The sequence below is a fragment of the Enterobacter cloacae complex sp. P29RS genome, from assembly GCF_014893445.1.
GTDB lineage: Bacteria > Pseudomonadota > Gammaproteobacteria > Enterobacterales > Enterobacteriaceae > Enterobacter > Enterobacter intestinihominis.
In genome coordinates, this window is the sequence record NZ_JADBPZ010000016.1 from 95,486 (window position 1) to 120,897 (window position 25,412).

The window sequence follows — 25,412 nt, forward strand, 5'->3', positions numbered from 1 at the left end:
AATACTTTGTTATTAGGGTGTTAACTGGTGGTTGTTAAATTTAACAGCGAAAATGTGGACTAAGTGGTCAAAATCATTGCACAGAAAACAGGCACTCATGCGCGCTGAGGGTGCAGAAGGTCGTGGCGAGACGGGGGTTTTGCTATGCTGAGCGCAGGAAAGAAAATGGAGAGCGAAAATGACACAAGGCGCAGTGAAAACACCCGGTAAACGTTCGCAGGCGGTGAGCGCCAAGAAACAGGCGATCCTCAGCGCTGCGCTGGAGACATTTTCGCAGTTTGGTATTCACGGTACGCGCCTTGAGCAGGTGGCGGAGCAGGCCGGGGTGTCCAAGACCAATCTGCTCTACTACTACCCGTCGAAAGAGGCGCTATATGTGGCGGTGATGCAGCAGATCCTGGATATCTGGCTCGCACCGCTTAAAGCATTTCGCGAAGAGCTGGCCCCGCTGGTGGCGATAGAGGAGTACATACGCCTGAAGCTGGAGGTATCGCGTGATTATCCCCAGGCATCGAGGCTGTTTTGTCTGGAGATGTTACAGGGCGCGCCGCTGTTGCAGGCGGAGCTGACGGGAGATCTAAAGCAGCTGGTGGACGAAAAATCGGCCATTATTGCCGGATGGGTCGCCAGCGGAAAACTGGCGCCCGTCGATCCGCAGCATCTGATTTTCATGATTTGGGCCTCAACCCAGCACTACGCTGACTTCGCGGCCCAGGTCGAGGCGGTAACCGGTAAAACGCTCCAGGACGAGGCGTTTTTCCAGAGCACCCTGGAAAACGTGCAGCGGATGATTATCGAAGGGATCCGTGTGCGCTAATTTCCCTCACCCTAACCCTCTCCCGCGGGGCTGAGGGATCCCCAGTAATTTTTTTATGCAGAAGCAATAAAATTGCTTTCTAAATGACTGAGGGCTGTCAGCGATGCCCTGGTCCGGCTGTAAATCGCTGAGGCGTTTCCTGCAGGCCGGGGCGAGGCGCAGGGATGCGCCGAGAGGGCGGCTTTACAGGGACGTTGCCTCCGCCCGTACCCGATAAGCCGGAAGGAATAAGCCGAGGGCACCGCGAAGCGGCGATTTACCGCCGGGAGCCCGGGTCGCCAGGGTGGTGGCGACTGAGCCACCCTGGCACGTTCACCGGTCATGTCGTTACAGAGTAGCAAGGAACATAAAGTGAACGGAATGACCGCCACCGCCGTATGTTCCCCTCACCCTAACCCTCTCCCCGGAGGGGCGAGGGGATTGCTCAGTGCCGCGTCAGCCCGGCGGGAGGGGACAGCTTAAGTCGCCCTCTTCACACTGCATCAGCGTGGCCAGAAACGCTTCGCGCTCCACGGTTTTTTCCGCCAGACACTGGTTCACAATCATTGGCTGAACGCTCCCGCCTTCCGTACCCGAACCGATAAACGCACAGTCCGCGTCGCGCAGGCTGATCCACGCCTGCTGCGCCTTTTTCAGCAGATCGCGCTGAGGTGCAGCCGCACGTTTGATGGCGGCCTGATAGGTCTCGTTGAGCTTTTTATCGGCGGCCTGGTACTGCTGCGCGCTACAGGTGTTCAGTTCAAGCTGGGTGGTCGCGTTATCGCACTCGTCGGCCAGCGCGCTGGCGCTCATGAGCAGGGCTGCACCTGCGAGAAATACTCTTTTCATCATCCCCTCCATGTAAAAAAGCCGGATACGCTGTGCTTATCCGGCCTGGGCTATTTTGTAGCCCCGGTAAGCGTAGCGTCACCGGGGAGAGTTTACACGATTAACCGATGGTCATCAGGCTGGCGTTACCGCCTGCCGCCGCGGTGTTGACGCTGAGCGAGCGCTCCACGTACAGACGCTCCAGCAGCAGGTTGGTTTCCCCGCGTGCGAAGCCCTGCACCGAGACAATCGCGCCGCTGCGGGCCGCCACCTGCTCGCACAGTTCGCGCAGCTGGTCGGAATCACCGTGGTAGATCACCGCGTCAAACGGCTGGGTCAGCAGGGCATCGGCCTTCGCAAAGCGAATGCGAGCCGAGACCGCTTTTGGCAACTGTTTGGCGAGGTCGCGATGCAGCGCATCTTCCGGCCACAGCACCTCACAGCCCGTTGCTGTAGCGGCTGCCAGCTGCACCAGCGCATCCTGCTCGTTATCCGCCACGCACAGCACCCGCTCGCGCGGCATCAGCGTCCAGGTGTTGCGCTCACCGGTTGGACCCGGCAGCAGGCGCTGGGTACCGGCCTGCGCCAGCTCGCCGTACTGCTGCGCAATTGCACGCAGTTCAGGGCGGTTTTCTGCCCACTTAATCAGCGCGTCCAGCGGCTGGGTCAGCACGGCTTTCACCTGCGCATCCACCGGATAGTCCGCGTCCTGACGCGCCAGCGTCACGCCCAGCGCATTTTCCGGACGGTTTGCCAGCAGACGGTACAGATAGAGCGGACCGCCCGCTTTCGGGCCGGTGCCGGAGAGGCCTTCGCCGCCGAACGGCTGCACGCCCACGACTGCGCCGACCATATTACGGTTGACGTACAGGTTGCCGACTTTAGCATTGCCGGTCACCTGGGCAATGGTTTCGTCGATACGGGTATGTACACCGAGCGTCAGGCCGTAACCCGAGGCGTTGATCTGATCGATCAGCTCGTTGAGGTTGTTACGGTTGTAGCGCACAACGTGCAGTACCGGGCCGAAGACCTCTTTTTTCAGCTCGTCGAAGCTTGCCAGCTCAATCAGCGTTGGCGGCACGAAGGTGCCGGTCTGCCACTCGCGGGCATCTTCGCTGTTCTCGCGCACCGCCTGGAACACCGGACGGCCTTTGGCACGCATGGTCTGAATGTGGTTTTCGATGTTGGCTTTGGCTTCCGCGTCGATCACCGGCCCAATATCGGTGGTGAGACGGCCCGGGTTGCCCATGCGGCATTCCGCCATCGCACCGCGCAGCATCTTCAGCGTGTGGTCAGCCACGTCATCCTGTAAGCACAGCACGCGCAGGGCGGAACAGCGTTGACCCGCGCTGTCGAAGGCAGAGGCCAGCACGTCAACGACGACCTGCTCAGTGAGCGCGGAGGAGTCCACGATCATGGCGTTCATGCCGCCGGTTTCAGCGATCAGCGGCGTTGGACGGCCCTGCGCATCCAGACGGGTGGCGATGTTGCGTTGCAGCAGGGAGGCTACTTCGGTCGAACCGGTAAACATCACGCCGCGCACGCGGTTATCGGAGGTCAGTTTGGCACCCACCGTTTCACCGCGCCCCGGCAACAGTTGCACCACGCCCGCCGGTACGCCCGCTTCCAGCAAAATGTTAATGCCCTGAGCGGCAATCAGCGGAGTCTGCTCTGCCGGTTTTGCCAGCACGCTGTTGCCTGCGGCAAGGGCCGCGGCAATCTGGCCGGTGAAGATTGCCAGCGGGAAGTTCCACGGGCTGATACAGACCACCGGGCCGAGCGGACGGTGCGTTTCGTTGTCGAAATCATCACGCACCTGACCGGCGTAGTAGTGCAGGAAGTCGACCGCCTCACGCACTTCGGCGATGGCGTTGCTGAAGGTTTTACCCGCTTCACGCACCAGAATGCCGATAAGCTGCTGCATCTGATCTTCCATCAGCACCGCCGCGCGTTCCAGAATGGCGGCACGCTCCTGCGGCGGGGTGGCAAACCAGATTGGCGCGTTGTTCACCGCGCTCTCCAAAGCTTGATCCACTTCCGCTTCTGTGGCTTCGCGCACGTAGCCGACGATATCCTTCGGCTCTGCCGGGTTGATCACCGGCTGCATTTCACCGTCTTCAACGGACTGCTCAAGGATCGGTTTGGCCTGCCACTTCTGCAATGCGCTGTTAAGCAGGGCAGAAGAGAGCGACGCCAGACGGTGTTCGTTGGCGAGATCCAGACCCGCTGAGTTGACGCGGCCTGCACCATACAGCTCGCGCGGCAGGGCAATCTTCGGATGCGGCAGACCAATCTGGCCTTCCTGCGCCGCCATCTTCTCTACGGCCTGTACCGGATCGGCCACCAGTTCGTCCAGCGGCAGGGTGGTATCGGCGATGCGGTTAACGAAGGAGGTGTTCGCCCCGTTCTCCAGCAGACGACGCACCAGGTAGGCCAGCAGGGTTTCGTGGGTACCTACCGGGGCATAAATACGGCACGGACGGTTCAGCTTGCCGTCGGCCACTTTACCGGTCACCTGCTCGTACAGCGGTTCACCCATGCCATGCAGACACTGGAACTCGTACTGGCCCGGATAGTAGTTCTGACCCGCCAGGCTGTAGATCGCCGCCAGGGTGTGGGCGTTGTGGGTGGCGAACTGCGGATAAATCAGGTTCGGCACGCCGAGCAGTTTTTTCGCGCAGGCGAGGTAAGAGACGTCGGTGTAGACCTTGCGGGTATAGACCGGATAGCCTTCCAGTCCTTCCATCTGGGCGCGTTTGATTTCGCTGTCCCAGTAGGCACCCTTCACCAGACGGATCATCAGGCGGCGACGGCTGCGGCTGGCCAGGTCAATCAGGTAGTCAATGACGAACGGGCAGCGTTTCTGGTAGGCCTGGATAACGAAACCAATCCCGTTCCAGCCCGCCAGCTCCGGCTCGAAGCACAGTTTTTCCAGCAGATCGAGGGAGATCTCCAGACGATCCGCCTCTTCGGCGTCGATGTTGATGCCGATGTCATACTGGCGCGCCAGCAGGGTCAGGGACTTCAGGCGCGGGTAGAGTTCTTCCATCACCCGGTCGTACTGCGCGCGGCTGTAGCGCGGGTGCAGAGCGGAAAGCTTGATAGAGATGCCTGGCCCTTCATAAATACCGCGACCGTTGGACGCTTTACCGATGGCGTGGATCGCCTGCTGGTAAGAGACCATGTAGGCCTGCGCGTCGGCGGCGGTCAGCGCCGCTTCGCCCAGCATGTCGTAGGAGTAGCGGAAGCCTTTGTCTTCCAGCTTGCGGGCGTTCGCCAGCGCTTCGGCAATGGTTTCCCCGGTGACGAACTGCTCGCCCATCAGGCGCATCGCCATGTCCACGCCCTTGCGGATCAGCGGCTCGCCGCTCTTGCCGATAATACGGTTCAGGGAGCGCGACAGGTTGGCTTCGTTATGGGTGGAGACCAGCTTGCCGGTAAACAGCAGGCCCCAGGTGGCGGCGTTCACAAACAGGGACGGGCTGCGGCCAATGTGGGAGTGCCAGTTGCCGTTGCTGATTTTGTCGCGGATAAGGGCATCGCGGGTGGCTTTATCCGGAATACGCAGCAGCGCTTCCGCCAGACACATCAGCGCCACGCCTTCCTGCGAGGAGAGGGAGAACTCCTGCAACAGACCCTGCACCATACCGGCGCGTCCGCTGGCGGTTTTCTGATTACGCAGCTTGTCGGCGAGCTGATACGCCAGGCTGTGCGCCTGAGCGGCAACGGCTTCCGGCAGGCGCGCCTGCTCCAGCAGCATCGGCACGGCGTCGGTTTCGGCACGGCGATAGGCGCCGGTAATGGCGGCGCGGCTGACGGACTGCGGCAGGATCTGCTCGGCAAATTCCAGGAACGGCTGGTGGTTCTCATCAGCGGCCGTCGCGGCCTCTTCGCCTTCGTTCGCAGCGCCCGCCAGCAGGGCAGGCAGCTCCGGCAGACCTTCTTCACTCTCCAGTCTTTCCAGATAGTTAAAAATCGCCTGCTTGATTAACCAGTGCGGCGTGCGGTCGATACGGGTCGCAGCGGTTTTAATCCGTTCGCGGGTAGCGTCATCCAGCTTAACCCCCATGGTAGTCATCCCCATGCCAAAACTCCTGTTGTTCTGTAATAGCGTTCTGTTGATAGCGTGAAATATCCACCATGTTGCAACTTTGTGCAACCGTGTTAAATGTGACCTGGTCTGCAAGCTGGAAAATGAATGGATTGTTAACGATTAGTTAGCTGTGAAAAAGAACGCGCGGCGGTTTCTGAGCCCAGTTTTTATGCGGTGCTTAACATTTTTTAAAGGTGCAACCCGTAAAAGCGTGAGCGAGTGCAACCTATAGGAAAGACGTATAAAACCAGGGATGAAATTCATGTAAATGCAGTGTTAAATCGTTTGTCAGTGGGATGCGTATACGGCAGGATAGCGCGCCCAACGGAAACACATACACACATCACTACGTTCCGGTGATGACATAACAAGGCAACCCGGACGGTTGTCGCTCGACATTTTGGAGAATTTGAATGGCTATTAGCACACCGATGCTGGTGACATTTCTCGTTTATATTTTTGGCATGATCCTGATAGGGTTTTTGGCATGGCGTTCCACTAAAAACTTTGACGACTACATCCTCGGCGGGCGCAGCTTAGGCCCGATGGTCACCGCGCTCTCAGCGGGCGCTTCCGACATGAGTGGCTGGCTGCTGATGGGGCTGCCGGGCGCGATTTTCATCTCCGGTATCTCCGAAAGCTGGATCGCCATCGGCCTGACCGTTGGCGCGTGGATTAACTGGAAGCTTGTAGCAGGCCGTCTGCGTGTGCATACCGAAGCCAACAACAACGCCCTGACGCTGCCGGATTACTTCACCGGACGCTTTGAAGATAACAGCCGCATATTGCGTATTATCTCTGCGGTGGTGATCCTGCTGTTCTTCACCATCTACTGTGCCTCCGGCATTGTGGCGGGCGCGCGCCTGTTCGAAAGCACCTTCGGCATGAGCTATGAAACGGCGCTGTGGGCCGGTGCGGCCGCGACCATCCTCTATACCTTCGTGGGTGGATTCCTGGCGGTAAGCTGGACCGATACCGTGCAGGCGAGTCTGATGATTTTCGCCCTGATCCTGACCCCGATAATTGTGATTTTTACCGTCGGCGGCTTTGGCGAATCGCTGGAAGTGATCAAGCAGAAGAGCATCGAAAACGTCGATATGCTGAAAGGGCTGAACTTCGTGGCCATCGTCTCCCTGATGGGATGGGGCCTGGGCTACTTCGGTCAGCCGCACATTCTGGCGCGCTTTATGGCGGCGGATTCTCACCACACCATCGTTCACGCGCGTCGCATCAGCATGACGTGGATGATCCTGTGTCTGGCGGGGGCGTGCGCGGTCGGTTTCTTCGGTATCGCCTACTTCAACAACAACCCGGCGCAGGCGGGCGCGGTGAACCAGAACGCCGAGCGCGTGTTCATCGAGCTGGCGCAGATCCTGTTCAACCCGTGGATTGCCGGTATCCTGCTCTCCGCGATCCTGGCGGCAGTCATGTCCACCCTGAGCTGTCAGCTGCTGGTGTGCTCCAGTGCCATCACCGAAGACCTCTACAAAGCGTTCCTGCGTAAGGGCGCGAGCCAGAAAGAGTTAGTGTGGGTAGGGCGTTTTATGGTGCTGCTGGTGGCGCTGGTGGCGATTGCGTTGGCGGCTAACCCGGAAAACCGCGTGCTGGGGCTGGTGAGCTACGCGTGGGCGGGCTTTGGCGCCGCATTTGGTCCGGTGGTGCTGTTCTCCGTTCTGTGGTCACGCATGACCCGCAACGGCGCGCTGGCGGGGATGATTATCGGTGCGGTTACCGTTATCGTCTGGAAACAGTTCGCGTGGCTGGGCCTGTACGAAATTATCCCGGGCTTCATCTTCGGCAGCCTCGGTATTGTGGTGTTTAGCCTGCTGGGTAAAGCGCCGTCTGCATCTATGCAGAAGCGCTTTGCGGAAGCGGATGCGCATTACCACTCAGCGCCGCCGTCTAAGCTCCAGGCTGAGTAATTTCCCCCTCACCCTAACCCTCTCCCCGGTGGGGAGAGGGGATAGTCCTTTCACCTATGTGAGTCTTCATCAATGAGAATTAAAACAGGGCTAATGGTGGCAGCATTCGTGATGCTGGCGGGCTGTAACGCACCCGCGCAGCATGCGGCGGTGGAAACCTGCAAAGCAGAAAATCAGATGCAGCAAACCACGCTCTATTTCGGCTTAAACCGTCCTGCCGGGGCGCAAATTACAGGCAACGAATGGCAGCAGTTTGTCGACCAGGACGTGACGCCGCGCTTTCGCGATGGCTTAACGGTGTTTGATGCCCGCGGTCAGTGGCTGGGCAACGACGGCAAGGTGGCGCGCGAGCCGAGCAAGGCGCTGATGCTGATCCACGGCAAAGACGCGCAGAGCGAGAAAAACATTGAGGCTTTACGCGGTATTTATAAATCCCGCTTCGCACAGGAGTCGGTGATGCGGGTCGACCAGCCGGTGTGCGTACAGTTTTAATAAAAAACGGCGGGAAATCCCGCCGTTGTTGTATCGTAGGCCCGTGTAAGCGAAGCGCCGCCGGGCATTAACCGCACAAAACTTACAACACCAACCCCGCAAAGCTCGCCGACAGCAAACTCACCAGCGTTGCCCCGTACACCAGGCGTAAACCAAACCGCGACACCACATTACCCTGTTGCTCGTTCAGGCCTTTTATTGCCCCCGCCACAATACCAATGGAGGCAAAGTTAGCGAACGACACCAGGAACACTGACAAAATCCCCAGTCCGCGCGGTGACATTTGGTGGGCTATTTTTTGCAGCTCGATCATCGCCACAAATTCATTCGCCACCAGTTTGGTTGCCATAATACTGCCCGCGCTTAAGGCATCGCTCAGCGGAATACCAATAAGCCACGCCAGCGGATAAAACACGTAACCCAGAATCTGCTGGAAGCTCAGGCCAAATACGCTGGAGAAGAGGGCATTAACGGCGCTAATAAGGGCGATAAAGCCTATCAGCATCGCCAGAATAATCATCGCCACCTTAAAACCGGCCAGAATATATTCGCCCAGCATTTCAAAGAAGCTCTGGGATTCATGCAGCTTTTCCAGTTTGATATCGGATTCGGCTTCCGGGCGGGCCGGGTTAATGACCGAAAGGATAATAAAGGTGCTGAACATGTTCAGGATCAGTGCCGCGACGACAAATCTGGCGTCGAGCATGGTCATATAGGCACCGACAATCGACAGCGAAACCGTCGACATCGCCGTTGCAGCCATCGTAAACAGGCGGCGTGAGGAGAGATCGCCCAACACGCCCTTGTAGGCAATGAAGTTTTCAGACTGACCGAGTATCAGTGAGCTCACCGCGTTAAAGGATTCCAGCTTGCCCATGCCGTTCAGTTTTGACAGCAGCGTCCCGATAACCCGAATAAAGATCGGCAGAATACGCCAGTGCTGCAGAATACCAATCAGCGCCGAGATAAAAATAATGGGGCAGAGCACGCCAAGGAAAATGAACGCCAGCCCTTTTTCACCCATCCCGCCAAAGACAAAATTCGTCCCTTCGGCAGCGAATTTAAGCAGTGATTCAAAGAAACCGGAGACATGTTTAATAATGAACAGGCCGCTTTCTGCATGCAGAAAAAAGAATGCCAGCGCGATTTCAATCACGATCAGCTGTAAAACGAAACGAATGCGAATTTTTCGGCGGTCGAAACTCACCAGCCAGGCAAGCGCAAGAATAATCACCAGCGCCAGCAGGAAATGGACAATTTTAAACATGGTTTATTTTCAGTTGGTTTTCGAGGCGGACATTTAGCCACAGCCCCGGTTAACCGTAAATGGGCATTTTCGTTATACCTTATAAACGCAACGGTTACTCAGGCAATTATTATTCCGCAATGCGTTTACATCTGGTCATCAAAACTCCACATATTTCGCTTGTTTTTCTTGTAGCCGTAATGATAATCACTATCACAAGAATTTACCTTTCTTTGCATCAGTTGACCGCGATAAACATTTAAGGTGTCTGCATGTTTGTTCCTTTTCTCATTATGTTACGTGAAGGCCTTGAAGCGGCCCTGATTGTTAGCCTTATCGCCAGTTATCTGAAGCGCACCCAGCGTGGACGCTGGATCGGCGTGATGTGGGTTGGCGTCTTCCTGGCCGCGGCGCTCTGCCTGGGGCTGGGTATTCTTATCAACGAAACCACCGGTGAATTTCCTCAGAAAGAGCAAGAGCTTTTTGAAGGCATTGTTGCCGTAATAGCGGTGGTGATCCTCACCTGGATGGTGTTCTGGATGCGCAAGGTCTCCCGTAACGTGAAGGTACAGCTGGAGCAGGCGGTGGATAACGCCCTGCAAAAAGGCAACCACCACGGCTGGGCGCTGATCATGATGGTTTTTTTCGCCGTGGCGCGTGAAGGCCTGGAGTCAGTGTTCTTCCTGCTCGCGGCTTTTCAGCAGGACGTGGGCATCTGGCCGCCGCTGGGCGCGATGCTTGGGCTGGCCACGGCGGTTGTGCTTGGCTTCCTGCTCTACTGGGGCGGCATTCGTCTTAACCTGGGCGCGTTCTTCAAGTGGACCAGCCTGTTTATTTTGCTGGTGGCCGCGGGGCTGGCGGCAGGGGCGATCCGCGCCTTCCATGAAGCGGGCCTGTGGAACCAGTTCCAGGACGTGGCGTTTGATCTTAGTAACGTTCTCTCCACCCACTCACTGACCGGCACGCTCCTTGAAGGTATCTTCGGCTATCAGGAAACGCCGAGCGTCAGCGAGGTGGCGATGTACTTTATCTATCTTATTCCGGCGCTGGTGCTGTTCTTCATGCCATCGCGCCCCAGCGCTCAGCCGTCGCGTACTGCGCCGTGAAGCGCTTTGTTTAGTTACAACATACTTTAAAGGGAAGAGACATGGCTATTCAATTCCGTCGTAGCGCGTTACAGGTTGGTGTGGCAGCGCTGTTCGCGTCTGCCTTCGCCGCTCAGGCAGCAGATATTCCGCAGGTAAAAGTCACCGTCAACGATAAACAGTGCGAGCCGATGACCATCACGGTTAACAGCGGTAAAACCCAGTTTATTATTCAGAACCACAGCCAGAAGGCGCTGGAGTGGGAGATCCTGAAAGGCGTGATGGTGGTAGAAGAGCGTGAAAATATCGCGCCTGGCTTCAGCCAGAAAATGACCGCTAATCTTCAGCCGGGGGAATATGACATGACCTGCGGCCTGCTGACTAACCCGAAAGGTAAGCTGATCGTCAAAGGCGCAGCGACGGCGGACGGGGCCAAAGGCACCGCGCTGCTGAGCCTCGGCGACGCCATTACCGCCTATAAAGCCTACGTCACCAAAGAGACGGCTGACCTGGTGGCAGGCACCAAAGCCTTTACCGACGCGGTGAAAGCGGGCGATATCGAAAAAGCGAAATCTCTGTATGCGCCTACACGTCAGCACTACGAGCGCATCGAGCCGATTGCCGAGCTGTTCTCTGACCTCGATGGCAGCATTGACGCCCGCGAAGATGACTACGAGCAGAAGGCCGCCGATCCGAAATTCACCGGCTTCCACCGCCTGGAAAAAGCCCTGTTTGGCGATAGCTCCACCAAAGGGATGGAAAAATACGCCGATCAGCTCAACAGCGACGTGCTGGAGCTGCAAAAACGCATCAGCGAGCTGGCCTTCCCGCCGTCGAAAGTGGTGGGTGGTGCTGCGGGTCTGATTGAAGAAGTGGCCGCGAGCAAAATCAGCGGCGAAGAAGATCGCTACAGCCACACCGACCTGTGGGACTTCCAGGCAAACGTCGACGGCGCACAGAAAATTGTCGATCTGCTGCGGCCCCAGCTGCAAAAAGAGAACGGCGAACTGCTGGCGAAAGTGGATGCAAACTTTAAGAAAGTTGACGCCATCCTGGCGAAATACCGTACCAAAGACGGGTTCGAAACCTACGACAAGCTGACCGATGCTGACCGTAACGCGCTGAAAGGCCCGATTACGACGCTGGCGGAAGATCTCTCCCTGCTGCGTGGCGTTCTGGGTCTGGACTAAGCGATGAACAAGCATGATGAGTACGACGTGGCGGAACCTTCCCGACGTCGGTTGTTAAAAGGGGTAGGGGCGCTGGGCGGCGCGTTTGCCCTGGCGGGCGGCTGTCCGGTGGCGCATGCGGCAAAACCGCAAAGTGCCCCCGGCACGCTCTCCCCGGATGCGCGTATGGAAACGCAGCCGTTTTATGGTGAGCACCAGGCAGGAATCTTGACGCCGCAGCAGGCCTCGATGATGCTGGTGGCTTTCGATTCGCTGGCGAGTGATAAGGCTGACCTTGAGCGTCTGTTCAGGCTGTTGACCACGCGCATTGCCTTCCTTACGGCGGGCGGTCCGGCACCGGAAACACCGAATCCGCGCCTGCCGCCGATGGATTCCGGGATCCTCGGGGCGTTTATCGCTCCCGATAATCTGACCATCACCGTGTCGGTGGGGGAATCGCTGTTTGATGATCGCTACGGTCTGGCGAAGCAGAAGCCGAAAGCGCTGCAAAAAATGACGCGATTCCCGAATGACTCTCTCGACGCGGCGTTGTGCCACGGCGATCTGCTGTTGCAGATCTGCGCCAATACCCAGGATACGGTGATCCACGCCCTGCGCGATATCATCAAGCACACCCCGGATCTGCTTAGCGTGCGCTGGAAGCGGGAAGGTTTTATCTCTGACCACGCCGCGCGCAGTAAAGGGAAAGAGACGCCGGTCAACCTGCTGGGCTTCAAAGACGGTACCGCCAACCCGGACAGCAGCAATACCGTGTTGATGAAAAACGTGCTCTGGGTGACGGCGGATCAGGGCGAACCGGCCTGGGCGGTGGGTGGCAGCTATCAGGCGGTGCGTATCATTCAGTTCCACGTGGAGTTCTGGGACCGCACGCCGCTGAAAGAGCAGCAGACGATCTTCGGCCGCGATAAGCAAACCGGCGCACCGCTCGGCATGAAGGACGAGCACGATGAACCCGACTACGCCCGCGATCCGAACGGAGATGTCATCGCGCTGGACAGCCATATTCGTCTCGCCAATCCTCGCACCAAAGAGACCCAGTCCAGCCTGATGATGCGCAGGGGCTACAGCTACTCGTTGGGGGTGACCAATTCCGGTCAGCTTGATATGGGACTGCTGTTTGTCTGCTATCAGCACGATCTGGAGAAAGGGTTCCTCACCGTGCAGAAGCGGCTCAACGGCGAAGCGCTGGAGGAGTACATCAAGCCCATCGGCGGCGGCTATTTCTTTGCCCTGCCCGGCGCGCGTGACGCGAAGACCTGGCTCGCTCAGGGTCTGATAGAAGCCTGATAATCGTCCCTGCGACAGTTCGCGGGGACATTATTTTTCCATATGACTATCTTGTTGTTATATTTCTGTAATATTCATATATGAGACTGATTCCGCTGCAGGAGCAGTCTTAAAGGTTGCATCTAGGTAAAATAAATGTTGCATTTATGATAATTCCTGATGTACTTAAGATAAGACAGCGGTAGTTCCCGGCAGTGATACTGACTCACTATGGAGATCGCGAATGGTTGCGTCCTGTACTGGACAAGGTAAACACATCAACCGCAGCACCCGGCGCGGAGGCTCAGACTCCGGCAGCGATTTCCTCACCACAAAATTCTCCCCTCCACCTCCAAATACGATTTCTACCGACGTGCATAACGGTGCGCGTAGCCGTTCTGTATCGTCATCCGGTAATGCAAGCAATGGCTTACAAGGAAGCCAACCCTCTGATGTTCGTGCGCATAATCGTGCCGATGCTGGCGCGTGTGATGAATACCAACAACTCAAGGTGCTATCCATGGGAAGACAGAAAGCAGTGATCAAAGCTCGTCGCGAAGCAAAACGTGTGCTGAGACGGGATTCACGTAGCCATAAACAGCGTGAAGAAGAATCGGTCACCTCGCTTGTGCAGATGAGCGGCGTAGAATCCATTGGCATGGCGCGGGACAGCCGCGATGCATCGCCAATAGTGGCGCGGAATGAAGCTCAGGCGCACTACCTGAATGCTATCGAGAGTAAACAGCTCATCTTTGCAACCGGGGAAGCCGGATGCGGGAAAACCTGGATCAGTGCCGCCAAAGCGGCGGAGGCGCTGATTCATAAGGACGTGGAAAGGATCATCGTTACCCGTCCGGTACTGCAAGCGGATGAAGATCTGGGCTTCCTGCCTGGCGATATTTCTGAGAAGTTTGCCCCGTACTTCAGGCCCGTCTATGACGTGCTGGTGAAGCGGTTGGGCGCTTCCTTTATGCAGTACTGCCTGCGACCAGAGATTGGCAAGGTGGAAATCGCGCCGTTCGCCTATATGCGCGGACGTACATTTGAAAATGCGGTCGTTATTCTTGACGAGGCTCAGAACGTGACCGCTGCGCAAATGAAGATGTTTTTAACGCGCCTCGGGGAGAACGTGACGGTTATCGTCAACGGCGATATTACCCAGTGTGACCTGCCGTCGGGCGTGAAGTCTGGCCTGAGCGATGCCATGTCACGTTTTGAGGAAGATGAGATGATAGGGGTGGTCCGCTTCACAAAAGAGGACTGCGTCCGCTCAGCGCTGTGTCAACGAACGCTGGAAGTGTACTCCGACTAAGATCATTTCACATTTTAAGTCATTTCTTCCCGGCGTCATGCCGGGAAGCTTCTTTTATTCCCTCTGTTCGCATGGCTTTTTTTAAATCATATTTATTTCCTATAGCATTCAACGGGATTTACGCACCGTTTTGCGGTAATAATAATATTACTGTTAATTTGCCGCGAACGCTTTTTATAAAGGTCGCAAAAATGTGATATGTATTTACAATACCCACAAAATACCTGTGAATATAATGATCGCGCTAATTGTTAGGTGAAAATTAAACGTGAATGTTGTCACAGAACATGACTAAGCAGTAAAAATTAAGTTGGTGTCTTTTGGGTAATTATCTATGTTTCGTACTTGTTCAAATTAAATTCTAAGAAGAAACACACCAGGGGATCGTTTCCTCTGGAACATCACGCTGAGGGTCATACATGAACGAACTGGTTAGTGCAATTAACGGTGTTATCTGGAGCCCTGCGTTAATATTTTTATGTCTGGGTGTCGGTCTCTATTTCTCACTGCGTAGTCGTTTTCTGCAATTACGTCATATAAAACATATGATTACCCTGATGTTTCAGGGCGGGGCTACCGATGCCGGCGTATCATCGTTTCAGGCGTTGACGATGACGCTGGCGGGCCGCGTAGGGACAGGGAATATCGCCGGTGTGGCGACCGCCATTACCTTTGGTGGCCCCGGTGCGCTTTTCTGGATGTGGGTAGTGGCATTTTTAGGCGCCAGCTCTGCTTTTGTTGAATCCACGTTAGGTCAGGTTTATAAAGAAAAAATTAACGGCGAATATCGTGGGGGACCTGCCTTTTATATTGAAAAAGGGTTGGGGGTGAAGTGGTACGCATGGTTATTTGCTATTGTGACCATTTTCTCCTGCGGTTTATTACTTCCGGGCGTACAGGCAAACTCAATTGCCGCCAGCCTGGATATTGCCTTCGGTCTTAACCCAAACGTTACGGCGGCAATACTGGCTGTACTGTTAAGCTTCATTATTTTCGGTGGTGTAAAAAGGATCGCCAGCTTTAGCAGTATGGTCGTTCCGTTTATGGCGCTCGGCTATATTATTGTTGCCTGCGTTATTATCGCGATCAATATTGAAAAACTGCCTGCTGTTATCCTGCTGATCTGGAAAAGTGCTTTTGGCCTTGAAGCGGGATTTGGCGCTATTCTGGGCCAGGCTATCATGTGGGGCGTTAAACGCGGCGTCTATTCCAACGAGGCGGCGCAGGGCACCGGGCCACATGCATCCTCGGCAGCAGCCGTAAGTCATCCGGTGAAACAAGGGCTGGTTCAGGCGTTCTCCGTATATATCGACACGCTGTTTGTCTGCTCCGCGACCGGGTTTATGCTGTTGATCACCGGGCTTTATAATGTTCAGGGCGTCGACGGCGCAGCCCTTTATACCGGTATTGCAGGCGTGGCGGCGGGTCCTGGCTATGTGCAGACAGCGATGGAAAGTATGATGCCGGGCTTTGGTAATTACTTTGTCGCCATCGCGCTATTCTTCTTTGCCTTCACCACCATCATTGCCTATTACTATATCGCTGAAACCAATATCGCCTACATCAACCGTAAAATTCACCGTCCGTGGCTGACATTCCTGCTTAAATTATGTCTGATGGCTTCCACGGTATATGGCACAATCCGCACCGCGGATCTGGCATGGGGATTAGGGGATATCGGGGTAGGGCTGATGGCCTGGCTCAACATTATTGCCATTGTCCTCTTGCATAAAAAAGCCTTTGCCAGCCTGAAGGATTATGAAACCCAGAATGCGCAGGGAATTGATCCACAGTTTGATCCGGTTCGGCTTGGGATTAAAAATGCGGATTACTGGCTGGGGGAGCGCAGAGATGAAGAGGGGGGATTGCCGGGGCAGGTTTCTTCTCCTGAAGGAAAGCAGCCGGCGGGGAAGTTGAATAACTGAGGAATAGTTTAAAACGGGCCCGTGCTTATGCGCGGGCTTTTTTTATGGGTGAGGCGGTATCACCCGCACCGGCGGGGATTGACTCGCTTCGCTCTCAGTCTGTCCAACTGGCTGCGCCAGTTGTCGAACCCCGGTCGGGGGTTCTCATCCCCCCGCAGACGTGCAACATGCGAAAAAAAAGCCCGCATTTTCATGCGAGCTCTTCTTAAAATATGGCGGTGAGGGGGGGATTCGAACCCCCGATACGTTGCCGTATACACACTTTCCAGGCGTGCTCCTTCAGCCACTCGGACACCTCACCATATTGTTTTGCTGCCTGACCGCTTGGGGGGCAACGGGGCGCTACTATAGGGAGTTGCGCGAAAGCGGTCAAGCAGATTTTCTGCATTCGTGCCTGTTCGGTTAAGCCTTAATCAGCTTATGGCGCACCGCGCAGGATCAACGCTGCGAATCGAGCACTTCGCTGTTTTTCACAACGTCCTGCGCTTTGCTGTAACTTTCGATCAGCAGCTGGTAGGCAGGGAAGATGTGTGTGTACACCTCTGCCCATTCTCCCGCATCTTCACGGTTCCACGTGCGCTGGATCTCTGAGGCCACTGCCGCTGTGTCCATCGGTACCACGCCTGCCTGCACCACGCGCGCCAGGGTGATCTCTTGCGCCATTTTGCTGTAGGTGCCGGAGGCATCAATCACCGCAAACACTTTATATCCGTCCGCCACCGCGCTGATGGACGGGAAGGCCATGCAAACGCTGGTAATCGTCCCCGCGATAATCAGCGTTTTGCGTCCGGTGGCTTTCACCGCCGCCACGAACTCAGGATTATCCCAGGCGTTGATCTCACCCTTGCGTGCCACATACTGTGCGTGCGGCGCATTGGCGTGGATCTCCGGGATAAGCGGGCCGTTCGGTCCCTGTGGAACCGACGCCGTGGTGATCACCGGGATCTTCGCCAGCGAGGCGATCTTTGCCAGCGCTGCTGCACGAGCGCGCAGCTCAGGCATTGGCATGTCTCCAACAGTCTGGAACAATCCGCTCTGGTGATCGATAAGCAGCATAACGGCATCATTGACGTCAATAACGGGACGTGCACCGTTGAAGTTTGCAGGGGTAGACATAATGCGCTCCTTTATTACGTTTAGATTTGGCCAAAGCGGCCGGAGTTGAAATCGCGAATAGCTTCGGCGATTTCGGTTTTACTGTTCATCACAAACGGGCCATAGCCCACGATGGGTTCATTCAGTGGCTCCCCGGCCATCAGCAACACTTTGGCATCGCTGCTGGCTTCGAGATGCAGCTTGTCGCCGCTATGACTCAGCACGACCAGCTGCGCCTCACCCGCAGGCGTGGTGCCGTTCACTGTCACGCTGCCCTCAACAACAACCAGCGCCGTGCTCCAGCCTTCGGGCTGATTGAGCGTCAGGTGGCTGCCCTGGTGCAGCGCGAGATCCCATACGTTAAGCGGTGAGAAGGTATGCGCCGGGCCGGTTACCTCTCCAAAGCGGCCAGCAATCACGCGCATTGTTCCGCTGTTATCCGGCAGGGTGACCACCGGGATATCCGCCTGAGTGATGCTCTGGTAGCCAGGTGTCGCCATTTTGTCTTTGGCGGGCAGGTTGACCCACAGCTGCATCATTTTCAGTTCACCGCCTTTCTGCGAGAACGCGCTGGAGTGGAACTCCTCGTGCAAAATGCCTGCGCCTGCCGTCATCCACTGCACATCGCCTGGACCAATAACGCCGCCTCTGCCGGTGGAATCACGGTGCTCAACTTCGCCTGAGTAGACGATGGTCACCGTTTCAAAACCGCGATGAGGATGCTCGCCCACGCCGCGTTTTGCGCCATCCGCCGGGAAGGTATGTGGTCCGGCGTAGTCAAGCAGCAGGAACGGGCTCAGCGGTTCGCCGTGCGTCTGGTAAGAAAACATCGAACGAACCGGAAAACCATCACCGACCCAGTGCGGACGAGGTGCGGTATACACGCCTGTTACGTTTTTCATGATTAACTCCTGATGTCCTGTTGATGTAATTAGCTTATATTCAAGGTTAATATCCCGGTAGATAGCAAAAATGACATTCACTGTTCCTTAAATGGAACAATGGGGGCGTATGCAGGATCTCAATGATTTCGTATGGTTTGTGAAGGTGGTGGAGCATGGCGGCTTTGCGGCAGCGGGGCGGGCGCTCGATCAGCCAAAGTCGAAACTGAGCCGTCGGATTGCGCAGCTGGAAGAACGCCTGGGTGTTCGGTTGATACAACGTACTACGCGGCAGTTTGCGGTGACTGAAGTGGGGCAGACGTTCTTTCAGCACTGTAAAGCCATGCTGGTGGAGGCTGAAGCTGCGGAGGAGGCGGTGGCTGCTTTACAGGCTGAGCCGCGCGGTATGGTCAGGATCACTTGCCCCGTAACCCTACTGCACGTTCACGTGGGGCCCATGCTGGCGAGGTTTATGGCGCGCTATCCGGGAATTAACCTCCAGCTTGAAGCCACCAACCGCCGGGTCGATCTGGTGGGGGAGGGGGTGGATGTGGCGATCCGCGTTCGTCCGCGCCCGTTTGATGACAGCGATTTGGTATTAAGGGTGCTGGCGGACAGGGGACACTGCCTGGTTGCCGGGCCGACACTGATTGAACGGATGGGCAACCCGGCGATGCCCTCTGAACTCAGCGAATGGCCGGGTTTAAGTATGGGCGCTGGTAAACACCTGCATAAATGGGAGCTGAGCGGGCCGGAGGGGGCGAAAGCAGACATTCACTTCACGCCGCGCCTGGTGACTACCGATATGCTGGCGCTGCGGGAGGCAGCGATGGCGGGCGTGGGCGTGGTACAGTTGCCCATTTTGATGGTGAAGGATCAGCTGGCTTCAGGTGAGCTTGTTCGGGTGCTGAATGCCTGGGAACCCAGAAGGGAAGTGATCCATGCGGTGTATCCTTCCCGGCGCGGTTTACTGCCGTCGGTCAGGACGCTGGTGGATTTTCTGACCGAAGAGTATGCAAAGATGGTTGAGGACTAGCTTTTCGTAGGTCGGGTAAGCGTAGCGCCACCCGACATAAAGAGCGCAGGGAGCGAATAGAATATAAAAGAAAAAAGCCCGCATTTTCATGCGAGCTCTTCTTCAAATATGGCGGTGAGGGGGGGATTGACTCGCTTCGCTCGCCCTTCGGGCAGCCTGTTCGCTACGCTCTCAGTCTGTCCAACTGGCTGCGCCAGTTGTCGAACCCCGGTCGGGGGTTCTCATCCCCCCCTTGCAGAGAATATAAAAGAAAAAAGCCCGTACTTTCGTACGAGCTCTCGTCTTGAATATGGCGGTGAGGGGGGGATTCGAACCCCCGATACGTTGCCGTATACACACTTTCCAGGCGTGCTCCTTCAGCCACTCGGACACCTCACCATATTGTCATCCCGTTGTTGTCGGGACGGGCGCTAATGTAAGGAAAAGCCGTACTGCCGTCAACCCACTTTTTCAGTAATTTAGCGTGTTTAGACAAACTTCAGTCAACCTGATTTCGAAATGTGCGAAAAGCGCCTCTTTTATCAGCAACGCGGTTTAGCGAGAAATTTGTTATGCTGACAAGCCAGTTGAAAATGAAAATAAAACAGCGCACTAAAAGGCAATGACTATGGATATTATCTTCTATCACCCCACTTTTGATACGGCTTACTGGATTAAGGCGCTCACGGCGGCACTGCCTGGCGCACGCGTTCGCGAATGGAAACAGGGCGATAATGAACATGCCGACTACGCGCTGGTCTGGCATCCCCCGGTCGAAATGCTACAGGGACGCCGTTTAAAGGCGGTGTTTGCTCTTGGTGCGGGGGTGGATTCCATTCTCAGTAAGCTGAAGGCACACCCTGAAATGCTGCCGGAAGATATTCCCCTGTTTCGTCTGGAAGATACCGGTATGGGGGAGCAGATGCAGGAATACGCCGTAAGCCAGGTGCTGCACTGGTTCCGCCGCTTCGACGATTATCAGGCGTTTAAACAGCAATCCCACTGGGAACCTCTCCCGGATTATCAGCGTGAAGATTTCACCATCGGCATCCTCGGAGCGGGTGTGCTGGGTTCGAAAGTCGCCGAAGCGCTCGCCCCGTGGGGCTTCCCACTGCGCTGCTGGAGCCGGAGCCGTAAGGATTATCCGGGCGTCGAGAGCTTTGCCGGAACGGACGAACTCCCGGCGTTCCTGAAAGGGACACGCGTTCTCATTAACCTGCTGCCGAATACGGCGGAAACGGTCGGCATTATCAATGGCACGCTCCTCAACAAGTTGGCAGAAGATAGCTACTTAATGAACCTGGCGCGCGGGGTACACGTTGTGGAAGACGATCTGCTGAAAGCGCTGGATAGCGGTAAACTGAAAGGTGCAATGCTGGATGTGTATAGCCGCGAACCGCTGCCGACAGACAGCCCGCTTTGGGCACATCCGCGCGTGGCGATGACGCCCCATATTGCGGCCGTGACGCGACCGGCGGAGGCCGTGGCGTATATCTCGCATACCATCAGCGAAATAGAGAAGGGCAACGCGGTGACCGGACAGGTCGACAGACAGCGAGGCTACTGAGAGAAACCCGGCGTTCGCCGGGTTTTTGCTAATATTCGCCGCTGATAACTGCTATCCTTTGGAAAAACCGCAGAGGAGAGAAAGATGTATCCCGTTGACCTGCATATGCACACCGTCGCCAGTACCCACGCTTACAGTAACCTCCATGATTATATCGCTCAGGCGAAGCTGAAAGGCATCAAACTGTTTGCGATAACCGATCACGGTCCGGATATGGCGGATGCGCCGCACTACTGGCATTTTGTGAATATGCGTATCTGGCCACGTCTGGTTGACGGTATCGGGATACTGCGAGGCATCGAAGCGAACATCAAAAATACCGACGGTGAAATTGACTGCACCGGCCCGATGCTGACCTCGTTAGATCTGATCCTCGCCGGCTTCCACGAGCCGGTCTTTGCGCCCCAGGATAAAGAGACCAACACCGCGGCGATGATTGCCACCATTGCCAGCGGCAATGTGCACATTATCAGCCACCCGGGAAATCCGAAATACCCGATCGATATTCAGGCCGTGGCACAGGCCGCAGCGAAGCACCGCGTGGCGCTGGAGATCAACAACTCCTCGTTCGTGCATTCGCGTAAGGGCAGTGAGGCCAACTGCCGCGACGTTGCGGCGGCCGTGCGTGACGCAGGCGGAATGGTGGCGCTGGGCTCTGATTCACACACGGCCTTCACGCTGGGTGATTTCAGCGAGTGCATGAAAATATTGCGGGACGTGAATTTCCCGGAAGAACAGATCCTGAACGTCACGCCGCGTCGTATGCTCGACTTCCTTGAGTCGCGCGGCATGGCGCCGATTGATGAATTTGCCGATCTTTAATTAATAACGGAATAAAAACATGAATGAGTTTTCCATCCTTTGCCGCGTGCTGGGCACCTTATATTACCGCCAGCCGCAGGATCCGCTGCTGGTTCCGCTGTTTACCCTGATTCGTGAAGGTAAACTGGCGCAGAGCTGGCCGCTGGAACAGGATGAGTTGCTGGAACGCTTGCAAAAAAGTTGCGATATGCAGCAGATTTCAACGGATTACAACGCGCTGTTCGTGGGGGAAGAGTGTCGCGTGTCGCCGTATCGTTCTGCCTGGCAGGAAGGTGCGACCGAAGCGGAAGTTCGGGCGTTTCTTTCAGAACGCGGCATGCCGCTGACGGATATGCCTGCCGATCATATCGGTACCCTGTTGCTGGCGGCCTCATGGATTGAAGATAAAGCAGGTGATGATGAGAATGAGGCGATTGAAACCCTGTTCGAAATGTATCTGCTCCCGTGGGTCGGAACCTTCCTGGGTAAAGTTGAAGCCCACGCCACCTCTCCGTTCTGGAGAACGCTGGCTCCGCTGACGCGTGACGCTATCGCTGCCATGTGGGATGAGCTGGAAGAAGAGAGTGAAGAGTGATTTAAATCACAAAAATCCTGCAACGATACATTTCAACTTGCACGTAACGTGCTTCTGATCTCATTTCTTGGGTGCGCATCTGCTAAGATGCGCACCATGAACATATTACTTTATATTGCAATCACGACTGGCATCCTCTCCGGCTTCTGGGGTTGGGTGGCGGTATCTCTCGGTTTGTTGAGCTGGGCCGGTTTTCTTGGCTGCACGGCCTATTTCGCCTGTCCGCAGGGTGGTTTTAAAGGGCTCTTTATTTCAGGCAGCACGTTACTGAGTGGCGTGGTCTGGGCGCTGATCATTATGAAGGGCAGCGCGCTGGCGCCGCATGTGGAAATCCTGGGGTACGTCATGACTGGTATTGTGGCTTTCCTGATGTGCGTTCAGGCAAAACATCTGCTGTTGTCCTTTGTGCCCGGCACGTTCATGGGTGCCTGCGCGACCTTTGCAGGCCAGGGGGACTGGAAGCTGGTGGTCCCTTCGCTCATGCTGGGATTACTGTTTGGCTACGCTATGAAGAACAGCGGTCTCTGGCTTGCAGCCCGACGCGAGAAGAGCCAGAACGTTCCTGTGGTAAGTAAATAAAAAAAAGGCGAGACGAAAATCTCGCCTTTTTATACGCCGCCAATCATGACTCCGGCGGAACCGACATCTCACGGTATTTCACCAGCACCGCATTACTCACGTCACTTTTATTCTGAAGATCCCACAAGCCGCGATCGATGCCGTCATTAATCAGGAAAATCACCCCGGTTTCGATGGCCGACATCAGACATAGCATGACCGGCTCGTTAGAGGTATAGCCAATTTCAGCCTCCAGCAAACGCTGGTAGTCGATAAAGCGGAATACCCCCGCCTGCACTTCATATGAGAGAATCGTTTTGCTGGTGGTCACGGAGGATAAAATTTCACCCGTGCTCACGTTAACCACGCGCAGGTTGACGGCAATCTGATCCAGCTGATACTGCGTGTCGGCCCCGATACCAAAGTAACGGGCACCCGCGCCGCCCGATTTCACGTTACTTTCGTAGCCGATAATCGAGCCTTCCACCATGATAATGGCTGCGGTGAGAGACTGTAGCGGCATGCGGTTATTGACGCCAACGGTACCATTCTCCTGTGCAGCACGAATGATCTTTCGTTCGTTAAGCAGGTTTTGCAGCCCCTGGCGTTCCAGCGGGATAAACCAGCGCGAATCTTTCAGGGCGGTAACCAGCATCGCGGTGGCGCTCTGCGGTACGGCCGTGGAGAAGTTACTGGCCGGATACGGTTTGAACTGGCCCGTCTCATCCTGAATGTTATAGACCGAGACGAATATCTTCCCGGTAGGGCCCGGCAGATGCGTCAGGTCCCGATAGCTCTGGGCACGGGGCATTAGGGTGGGTTTAGCGGCTTCTTTTGGCGGGGCAGTTAAACAACCGCTTAATAAGCACACTGCAACTAAAATAAAAAAGCGCTGCATAATAATTGTCCTTATTTCGGGGTTGTTTAGAAATCAGTTGAACTGGTCTGCAAACCGGAAACCTGGATTGTCGACGTCTTACCGGTTTTTCGGTCTGTCACATTTAACTGAAGCTGCCCGTCTTTATTGGCAATATCGACGATAAAGTCGTTAGTGACCATCCGGCCGGGTTTTCCGGTATTAATGTTGGTTAATAAGCCACCTAATATTTGCGACTGGATGGCCTGAGTAAAATTATCCAGAGCTGACGGGGTCTCGATACCGAAATCATCGTCATAGCTGGGGTCTTTATAGGAGTTTTGAGCCTGCGCCTGGTTAAGCATAAAGGCTCCGTTATTTGGGTTGCCGCCAAAATTAGGGTTGCGGAACTGGAATGTCATATTTCCGGCCCAACTCAACGGCGCAATGAGCATTAACGAAATCACTGTGTGTGCGAGACGCATTACAGCCTCCGAAATAGGTGTCGTTGCTAGAACTCATCTTTTGCTAAATCGCCTGTGCTCAAAAGGGCTTTATCTAACTGTAGGCGGTTAATAGCTTCTTCGGTTTGTGCCAGTGCGAAAGCGACGTTCTGATCGAAGTCTCTTTTCGTTGGGAATAAAAAAGTCTGGTAAATAACGTCCTGATTAGCGGTTATTGTGATCCAGCTTCCCCACCGCGCACTGGGCCGTTCGTTGATGGTTAAATTACCCGGATAATCGCTTTCCCACTTATCGCTGAAGGCACGATAAAAATCGTGTCCGACAGAGGTGACGGTGTGGTCGGTCAACAGTCCAGGAACTTCCACCTCAACAGCCTGAAGGTTTCCGGCAGCAAGCATAATGCCTGCGGCGGCAATCCAACTTAGGGTGCGTTTCATGCTATTAACGCCTGAGGTTATCGTTTGCCCACGACACCGCCTGCGTGCGATTTTTAACAGCTATCTTTTTGAAAAGATTATAAAGATGCGTCTTAACCGTATTTTCGCTGATAAATAACGAACGGGCGATTTCAATATTTGAAGCACCAATACGCAGTTTGTTCAGGATCTCTTTCTCACGGTGCGTCAGAAGGGCCGATTCCGAACTGTTATAGCGATAATTTCCGGAGTGGGTAATGAGGTAGCTGGCCAGTTTTTGCGAGAAATAACACTCCCCCCGCAATATGCCCTGCAAACCCTCCACGACACGGTTTTCTTCTTCTGTAACGTAAAACACGCCGTTAATATGCGGCCAGCTCTCAATTTCGCGGAAAGGATACTCATCAGGCGTATTCAATAACAACACGCGGATATTATTGTTTTTCCTGCTTAAATTATCTTGCCAGTAATGGATCAGTTTTTTATCCGCTTCCATCATATCGAGAAGAATGATGCTGCCAGGAGCGATATCATCAAAAGAACGTTGAATGTTATGAAGTTTCCCGTTAAGTGACAGGCATTGTTTTAAATGCTGCAATAACGCTGTCGCTTGTAAGGAAGGTTTTGTGATCAACAATAATGTATGACCGGGTAAGCTATGGACTTCATTAAACATGATGAAACCCCACGTTATTTATGACACCCGGCAGTTGCCCTCGTTTTATTGAAAAGGGCACCAGAAGTACTGCAGGTGTGGCACTGCTGTGTGTAGTTAAAAAACCTTCCTCCAAAGGAGGCGGTAAAATTAAAAACAAATAACGTACTGCTGTTTTCAATCTAGCTATTGCAAACTTTAAAGCAAGTGTTAATCGTGTAACAGAATGTAAAATTCGATATTTATTTGTGTATTTTGCAGGGTTAATAGATTTTAAGATAAGGGGAAAGTTGTACAGGTGTATAAACGTGCACAGATTTTAAAAACCATACGGTATATTATAATGAATTGTAT

22 protein-coding genes, 2 tRNA genes and 1 other RNA gene are annotated in these 25,412 nt (G+C 55.1%); 13 read left to right on the forward strand and 12 right to left on the reverse strand.

The window, feature by feature from the left end; translation table 11 throughout:
• The first annotated feature begins 178 nt into the window (after window positions 1-178).
• Window positions 179-817 carry an HTH-type transcriptional regulator RutR gene (gene rutR, locus IM282_RS13700; protein ID WP_022647683.1) on the forward strand — a complete coding sequence of 213 codons (639 nt, stop codon included), beginning with the start codon at window positions 179-181 and terminating at the stop codon, window positions 815-817.
• 435 nt (window positions 818-1,252) lie between these two features.
• Here rutR and IM282_RS13705 read toward each other — a convergent pair whose 3' ends face one another.
• Both IM282_RS13705 and putA read right to left on the reverse strand, forming a co-directional pair.
• Window positions 1,253-1,645 carry a lysozyme inhibitor LprI family protein gene (locus tag IM282_RS13705; protein ID WP_063853802.1) on the reverse strand — a complete coding sequence of 131 codons (393 nt, stop codon included), beginning with the start codon at window positions 1,643-1,645 and terminating at the stop codon, window positions 1,253-1,255.
• Between the two features lie 100 nt (window positions 1,646-1,745).
• The gene (gene putA, locus IM282_RS13710; RefSeq protein WP_192970487.1) at window positions 1,746-5,708 is read right to left on the reverse strand and encodes a trifunctional transcriptional regulator/proline dehydrogenase/L-glutamate gamma-semialdehyde dehydrogenase; all 3,963 of its coding nucleotides are present in this window, start codon (window positions 5,706-5,708) and stop codon (window positions 1,746-1,748) included.
• Window positions 5,709-6,130: 422 nt separating this feature from the next.
• Between putA and putP the strand changes: the two genes are divergently transcribed.
• Together putP and IM282_RS13720 are read left to right on the forward strand one after the other, a co-directional pair.
• Window positions 6,131-7,639: a sodium/proline symporter PutP gene (gene putP, locus IM282_RS13715; RefSeq protein WP_022647686.1), complete on the forward strand. Its 1,509-nt coding sequence runs from the start codon at window positions 6,131-6,133 to the stop codon at window positions 7,637-7,639.
• 72 nt (window positions 7,640-7,711) lie between these two features.
• Window positions 7,712-8,131: a DUF3574 domain-containing protein gene (locus IM282_RS13720; protein ID WP_023305840.1), complete on the forward strand. Its 420-nt coding sequence runs from the start codon at window positions 7,712-7,714 to the stop codon at window positions 8,129-8,131.
• Between the two features lie 82 nt (window positions 8,132-8,213).
• On the opposite strand, the gene IM282_RS13725 is transcribed toward IM282_RS13720, so the two are convergent.
• On the reverse strand, window positions 8,214-9,398 hold the full coding sequence (locus IM282_RS13725; RefSeq protein WP_045307918.1) for a NupC/NupG family nucleoside CNT transporter: 1,185 nt from the start codon (window positions 9,396-9,398) through the stop codon (window positions 8,214-8,216).
• 251 nt (window positions 9,399-9,649) lie between these two features.
• Here IM282_RS13725 and efeU point away from each other — a divergent pair, with 251 nt between their 5' ends.
• From efeU to IM282_RS13750, 5 genes are all read left to right on the forward strand, one after another.
• Window positions 9,650-10,483 carry an iron uptake transporter permease EfeU gene (gene efeU, locus IM282_RS13730; protein WP_192970488.1) on the forward strand — a complete coding sequence of 278 codons (834 nt, stop codon included), beginning with the start codon at window positions 9,650-9,652 and terminating at the stop codon, window positions 10,481-10,483.
• A gap of 41 nt (window positions 10,484-10,524) precedes the next feature.
• Window positions 10,525-11,652, forward strand: a complete 1,128-nt coding sequence (efeO, locus tag IM282_RS13735) for an iron uptake system protein EfeO (RefSeq protein WP_126490379.1) — start codon at window positions 10,525-10,527, stop codon at window positions 11,650-11,652.
• Between the two features lie 3 nt (window positions 11,653-11,655).
• Entirely contained in the window at window positions 11,656-12,939 is a 1,284-nt protein-coding gene (efeB, locus tag IM282_RS13740) for an iron uptake transporter deferrochelatase/peroxidase subunit (protein ID WP_155025259.1), read from the forward strand.
• A 499-nt stretch (window positions 12,940-13,438) separates the two neighbouring features.
• Window positions 13,439-14,230: a phosphate starvation-inducible protein PhoH gene (phoH, locus tag IM282_RS13745; RefSeq protein ID WP_017384762.1), complete on the forward strand. Its 792-nt coding sequence runs from the start codon at window positions 13,439-13,441 to the stop codon at window positions 14,228-14,230.
• Window positions 14,231-14,649: 419 nt separating this feature from the next.
• Window positions 14,650-16,155, forward strand: coding sequence for a sodium:alanine symporter family protein (locus tag IM282_RS13750; RefSeq protein ID WP_022647693.1), 1,506 nt, complete (start codon window positions 14,650-14,652; stop codon window positions 16,153-16,155).
• Between the two features lie 213 nt (window positions 16,156-16,368).
• Here IM282_RS13750 and IM282_RS13755 read toward each other — a convergent pair.
• From IM282_RS13755 to IM282_RS13765, 3 genes are all read right to left on the reverse strand, one after another.
• Window positions 16,369-16,456, reverse strand: a tRNA-Ser gene (locus IM282_RS13755).
• A gap of 137 nt (window positions 16,457-16,593) precedes the next feature.
• Window positions 16,594-17,271, reverse strand: coding sequence for an isochorismatase family protein (locus tag IM282_RS13760; protein WP_003858068.1), 678 nt, complete (start codon window positions 17,269-17,271; stop codon window positions 16,594-16,596).
• A 20-nt stretch (window positions 17,272-17,291) separates the two neighbouring features.
• On the reverse strand, window positions 17,292-18,152 hold the full coding sequence (locus IM282_RS13765; RefSeq protein ID WP_046618379.1) for a pirin family protein: 861 nt from the start codon (window positions 18,150-18,152) through the stop codon (window positions 17,292-17,294).
• A 109-nt stretch (window positions 18,153-18,261) separates the two neighbouring features.
• On the opposite strand from IM282_RS13765, the gene IM282_RS13770 reads away from it, so the two are divergent.
• Complete coding sequence (locus IM282_RS13770) at window positions 18,262-19,167, forward strand: LysR family transcriptional regulator (protein ID WP_063216019.1); 906 nt, start codon at window positions 18,262-18,264, stop codon at window positions 19,165-19,167.
• Window positions 19,168-19,276: 109 nt separating this feature from the next.
• Here the strand turns inward: IM282_RS13770 and IM282_RS13775 are convergent.
• Together IM282_RS13775 and IM282_RS13780 are read right to left on the reverse strand one after the other, a co-directional pair.
• Window positions 19,277-19,413: non-coding RNA, RtT sRNA (locus tag IM282_RS13775), on the reverse strand.
• Between the two features lie 44 nt (window positions 19,414-19,457).
• Window positions 19,458-19,545, reverse strand: a tRNA-Ser gene (locus tag IM282_RS13780).
• A gap of 229 nt (window positions 19,546-19,774) precedes the next feature.
• On the opposite strand from IM282_RS13780, the gene ghrA reads away from it, so the two are divergent.
• The 4 genes from ghrA to IM282_RS13800 all read left to right on the forward strand — a co-directional run bounded on the left by ghrA (window position 19,775) and on the right by IM282_RS13800 (window position 22,688).
• On the forward strand, window positions 19,775-20,713 hold the full coding sequence (gene ghrA / locus IM282_RS13785; protein ID WP_192970489.1) for a glyoxylate/hydroxypyruvate reductase GhrA: 939 nt from the start codon (window positions 19,775-19,777) through the stop codon (window positions 20,711-20,713).
• An 84-nt stretch (window positions 20,714-20,797) separates the two neighbouring features.
• Window positions 20,798-21,535 (forward strand): phosphatase, encoded by a 738-nt coding sequence (locus IM282_RS13790; RefSeq protein WP_023305847.1) that lies wholly within the window; start codon window positions 20,798-20,800, stop codon window positions 21,533-21,535.
• Between the two features lie 19 nt (window positions 21,536-21,554).
• Entirely contained in the window at window positions 21,555-22,109 is a 555-nt protein-coding gene (locus IM282_RS13795) for a molecular chaperone (protein WP_063146129.1), read from the forward strand.
• A gap of 96 nt (window positions 22,110-22,205) precedes the next feature.
• Window positions 22,206-22,688 carry a DUF1097 domain-containing protein gene (locus IM282_RS13800; RefSeq protein ID WP_226839878.1) on the forward strand — a complete coding sequence of 161 codons (483 nt, stop codon included), beginning with the start codon at window positions 22,206-22,208 and terminating at the stop codon, window positions 22,686-22,688.
• A 43-nt stretch (window positions 22,689-22,731) separates the two neighbouring features.
• Here the strand turns inward: IM282_RS13800 and csgG are convergent, their stop codons facing one another.
• Genes csgG through csgD form a run of 4 tightly spaced genes read right to left on the reverse strand, consistent with a single transcriptional unit; the run spans window position 22,732 to window position 25,079 of the window.
• Window positions 22,732-23,565, reverse strand: a complete 834-nt coding sequence (gene csgG, locus IM282_RS13805; RefSeq protein ID WP_192970491.1) for a curli production assembly/transport protein CsgG — start codon at window positions 23,563-23,565, stop codon at window positions 22,732-22,734.
• Window positions 23,566-23,591: 26 nt separating this feature from the next.
• Entirely contained in the window at window positions 23,592-24,008 is a 417-nt protein-coding gene (csgF, locus tag IM282_RS13810) for a curli production assembly/transport protein CsgF (RefSeq protein ID WP_003858054.1), read from the reverse strand.
• 26 nt (window positions 24,009-24,034) lie between these two features.
• Window positions 24,035-24,424, reverse strand: coding sequence for a curli production assembly/transport protein CsgE (gene csgE, locus IM282_RS13815; RefSeq protein WP_003858052.1), 390 nt, complete (start codon window positions 24,422-24,424; stop codon window positions 24,035-24,037).
• A 4-nt stretch (window positions 24,425-24,428) separates the two neighbouring features.
• The gene (csgD, locus tag IM282_RS13820; RefSeq protein ID WP_006809293.1) at window positions 24,429-25,079 is read right to left on the reverse strand and encodes a biofilm master transcriptional regulator CsgD; all 651 of its coding nucleotides are present in this window, start codon (window positions 25,077-25,079) and stop codon (window positions 24,429-24,431) included.
• Between the last annotated feature and the right edge of the window lie 333 nt (window positions 25,080-25,412).

Bases quoted from the DNA above. Each gene is read 5' to 3' on its own strand.
- IM282_RS13790 (WP_023305847.1), top strand. From the start codon at position 20,798: ATGTATCCCGTTGACCTGCATATGCACACCGTCGCCAGTACCCACGCT.
- csgD (WP_006809293.1), bottom strand. From the start codon at position 25,079: ATGTTTAATGAAGTCCATAGCTTACCCGGTCATACATTATTGTTGATC.
- IM282_RS13800 (WP_226839878.1), top strand. From the start codon at position 22,206: ATGAACATATTACTTTATATTGCAATCACGACTGGCATCCTCTCCGGC.
- csgG (WP_192970491.1), bottom strand. From the start codon at position 23,565: ATGCAGCGCTTTTTTATTTTAGTTGCAGTGTGCTTATTAAGCGGTTGT.
- efeO (WP_126490379.1), top strand. From the start codon at position 10,525: ATGGCTATTCAATTCCGTCGTAGCGCGTTACAGGTTGGTGTGGCAGCG.
- efeU (WP_192970488.1), top strand. From the start codon at position 9,650: ATGTTTGTTCCTTTTCTCATTATGTTACGTGAAGGCCTTGAAGCGGCC.
- IM282_RS13795 (WP_063146129.1), top strand. From the start codon at position 21,555: ATGAATGAGTTTTCCATCCTTTGCCGCGTGCTGGGCACCTTATATTAC.
- putP (WP_022647686.1), top strand. From the start codon at position 6,131: ATGGCTATTAGCACACCGATGCTGGTGACATTTCTCGTTTATATTTTT.
- IM282_RS13765 (WP_046618379.1), bottom strand. From the start codon at position 18,152: ATGAAAAACGTAACAGGCGTGTATACCGCACCTCGTCCGCACTGGGTC.
- ghrA (WP_192970489.1), top strand. From the start codon at position 19,775: ATGGATATTATCTTCTATCACCCCACTTTTGATACGGCTTACTGGATT.
- csgF (WP_003858054.1), bottom strand. From the start codon at position 24,008: ATGCGTCTCGCACACACAGTGATTTCGTTAATGCTCATTGCGCCGTTG.
- phoH (WP_017384762.1), top strand. From the start codon at position 13,439: ATGGGAAGACAGAAAGCAGTGATCAAAGCTCGTCGCGAAGCAAAACGT.
- IM282_RS13770 (WP_063216019.1), top strand. From the start codon at position 18,262: ATGCAGGATCTCAATGATTTCGTATGGTTTGTGAAGGTGGTGGAGCAT.
- efeB (WP_155025259.1), top strand. From the start codon at position 11,656: ATGAACAAGCATGATGAGTACGACGTGGCGGAACCTTCCCGACGTCGG.
- IM282_RS13760 (WP_003858068.1), bottom strand. From the start codon at position 17,271: ATGTCTACCCCTGCAAACTTCAACGGTGCACGTCCCGTTATTGACGTC.
- IM282_RS13750 (WP_022647693.1), top strand. From the start codon at position 14,650: ATGAACGAACTGGTTAGTGCAATTAACGGTGTTATCTGGAGCCCTGCG.
- putA (WP_192970487.1), bottom strand. From the start codon at position 5,708: ATGGGGATGACTACCATGGGGGTTAAGCTGGATGACGCTACCCGCGAA.
- csgE (WP_003858052.1), bottom strand. From the start codon at position 24,424: ATGAAACGCACCCTAAGTTGGATTGCCGCCGCAGGCATTATGCTTGCT.
- IM282_RS13725 (WP_045307918.1), bottom strand. From the start codon at position 9,398: ATGTTTAAAATTGTCCATTTCCTGCTGGCGCTGGTGATTATTCTTGCG.
- IM282_RS13705 (WP_063853802.1), bottom strand. From the start codon at position 1,645: ATGAAAAGAGTATTTCTCGCAGGTGCAGCCCTGCTCATGAGCGCCAGC.
- IM282_RS13720 (WP_023305840.1), top strand. From the start codon at position 7,712: ATGAGAATTAAAACAGGGCTAATGGTGGCAGCATTCGTGATGCTGGCG.
- rutR (WP_022647683.1), top strand. From the start codon at position 179: ATGACACAAGGCGCAGTGAAAACACCCGGTAAACGTTCGCAGGCGGTG.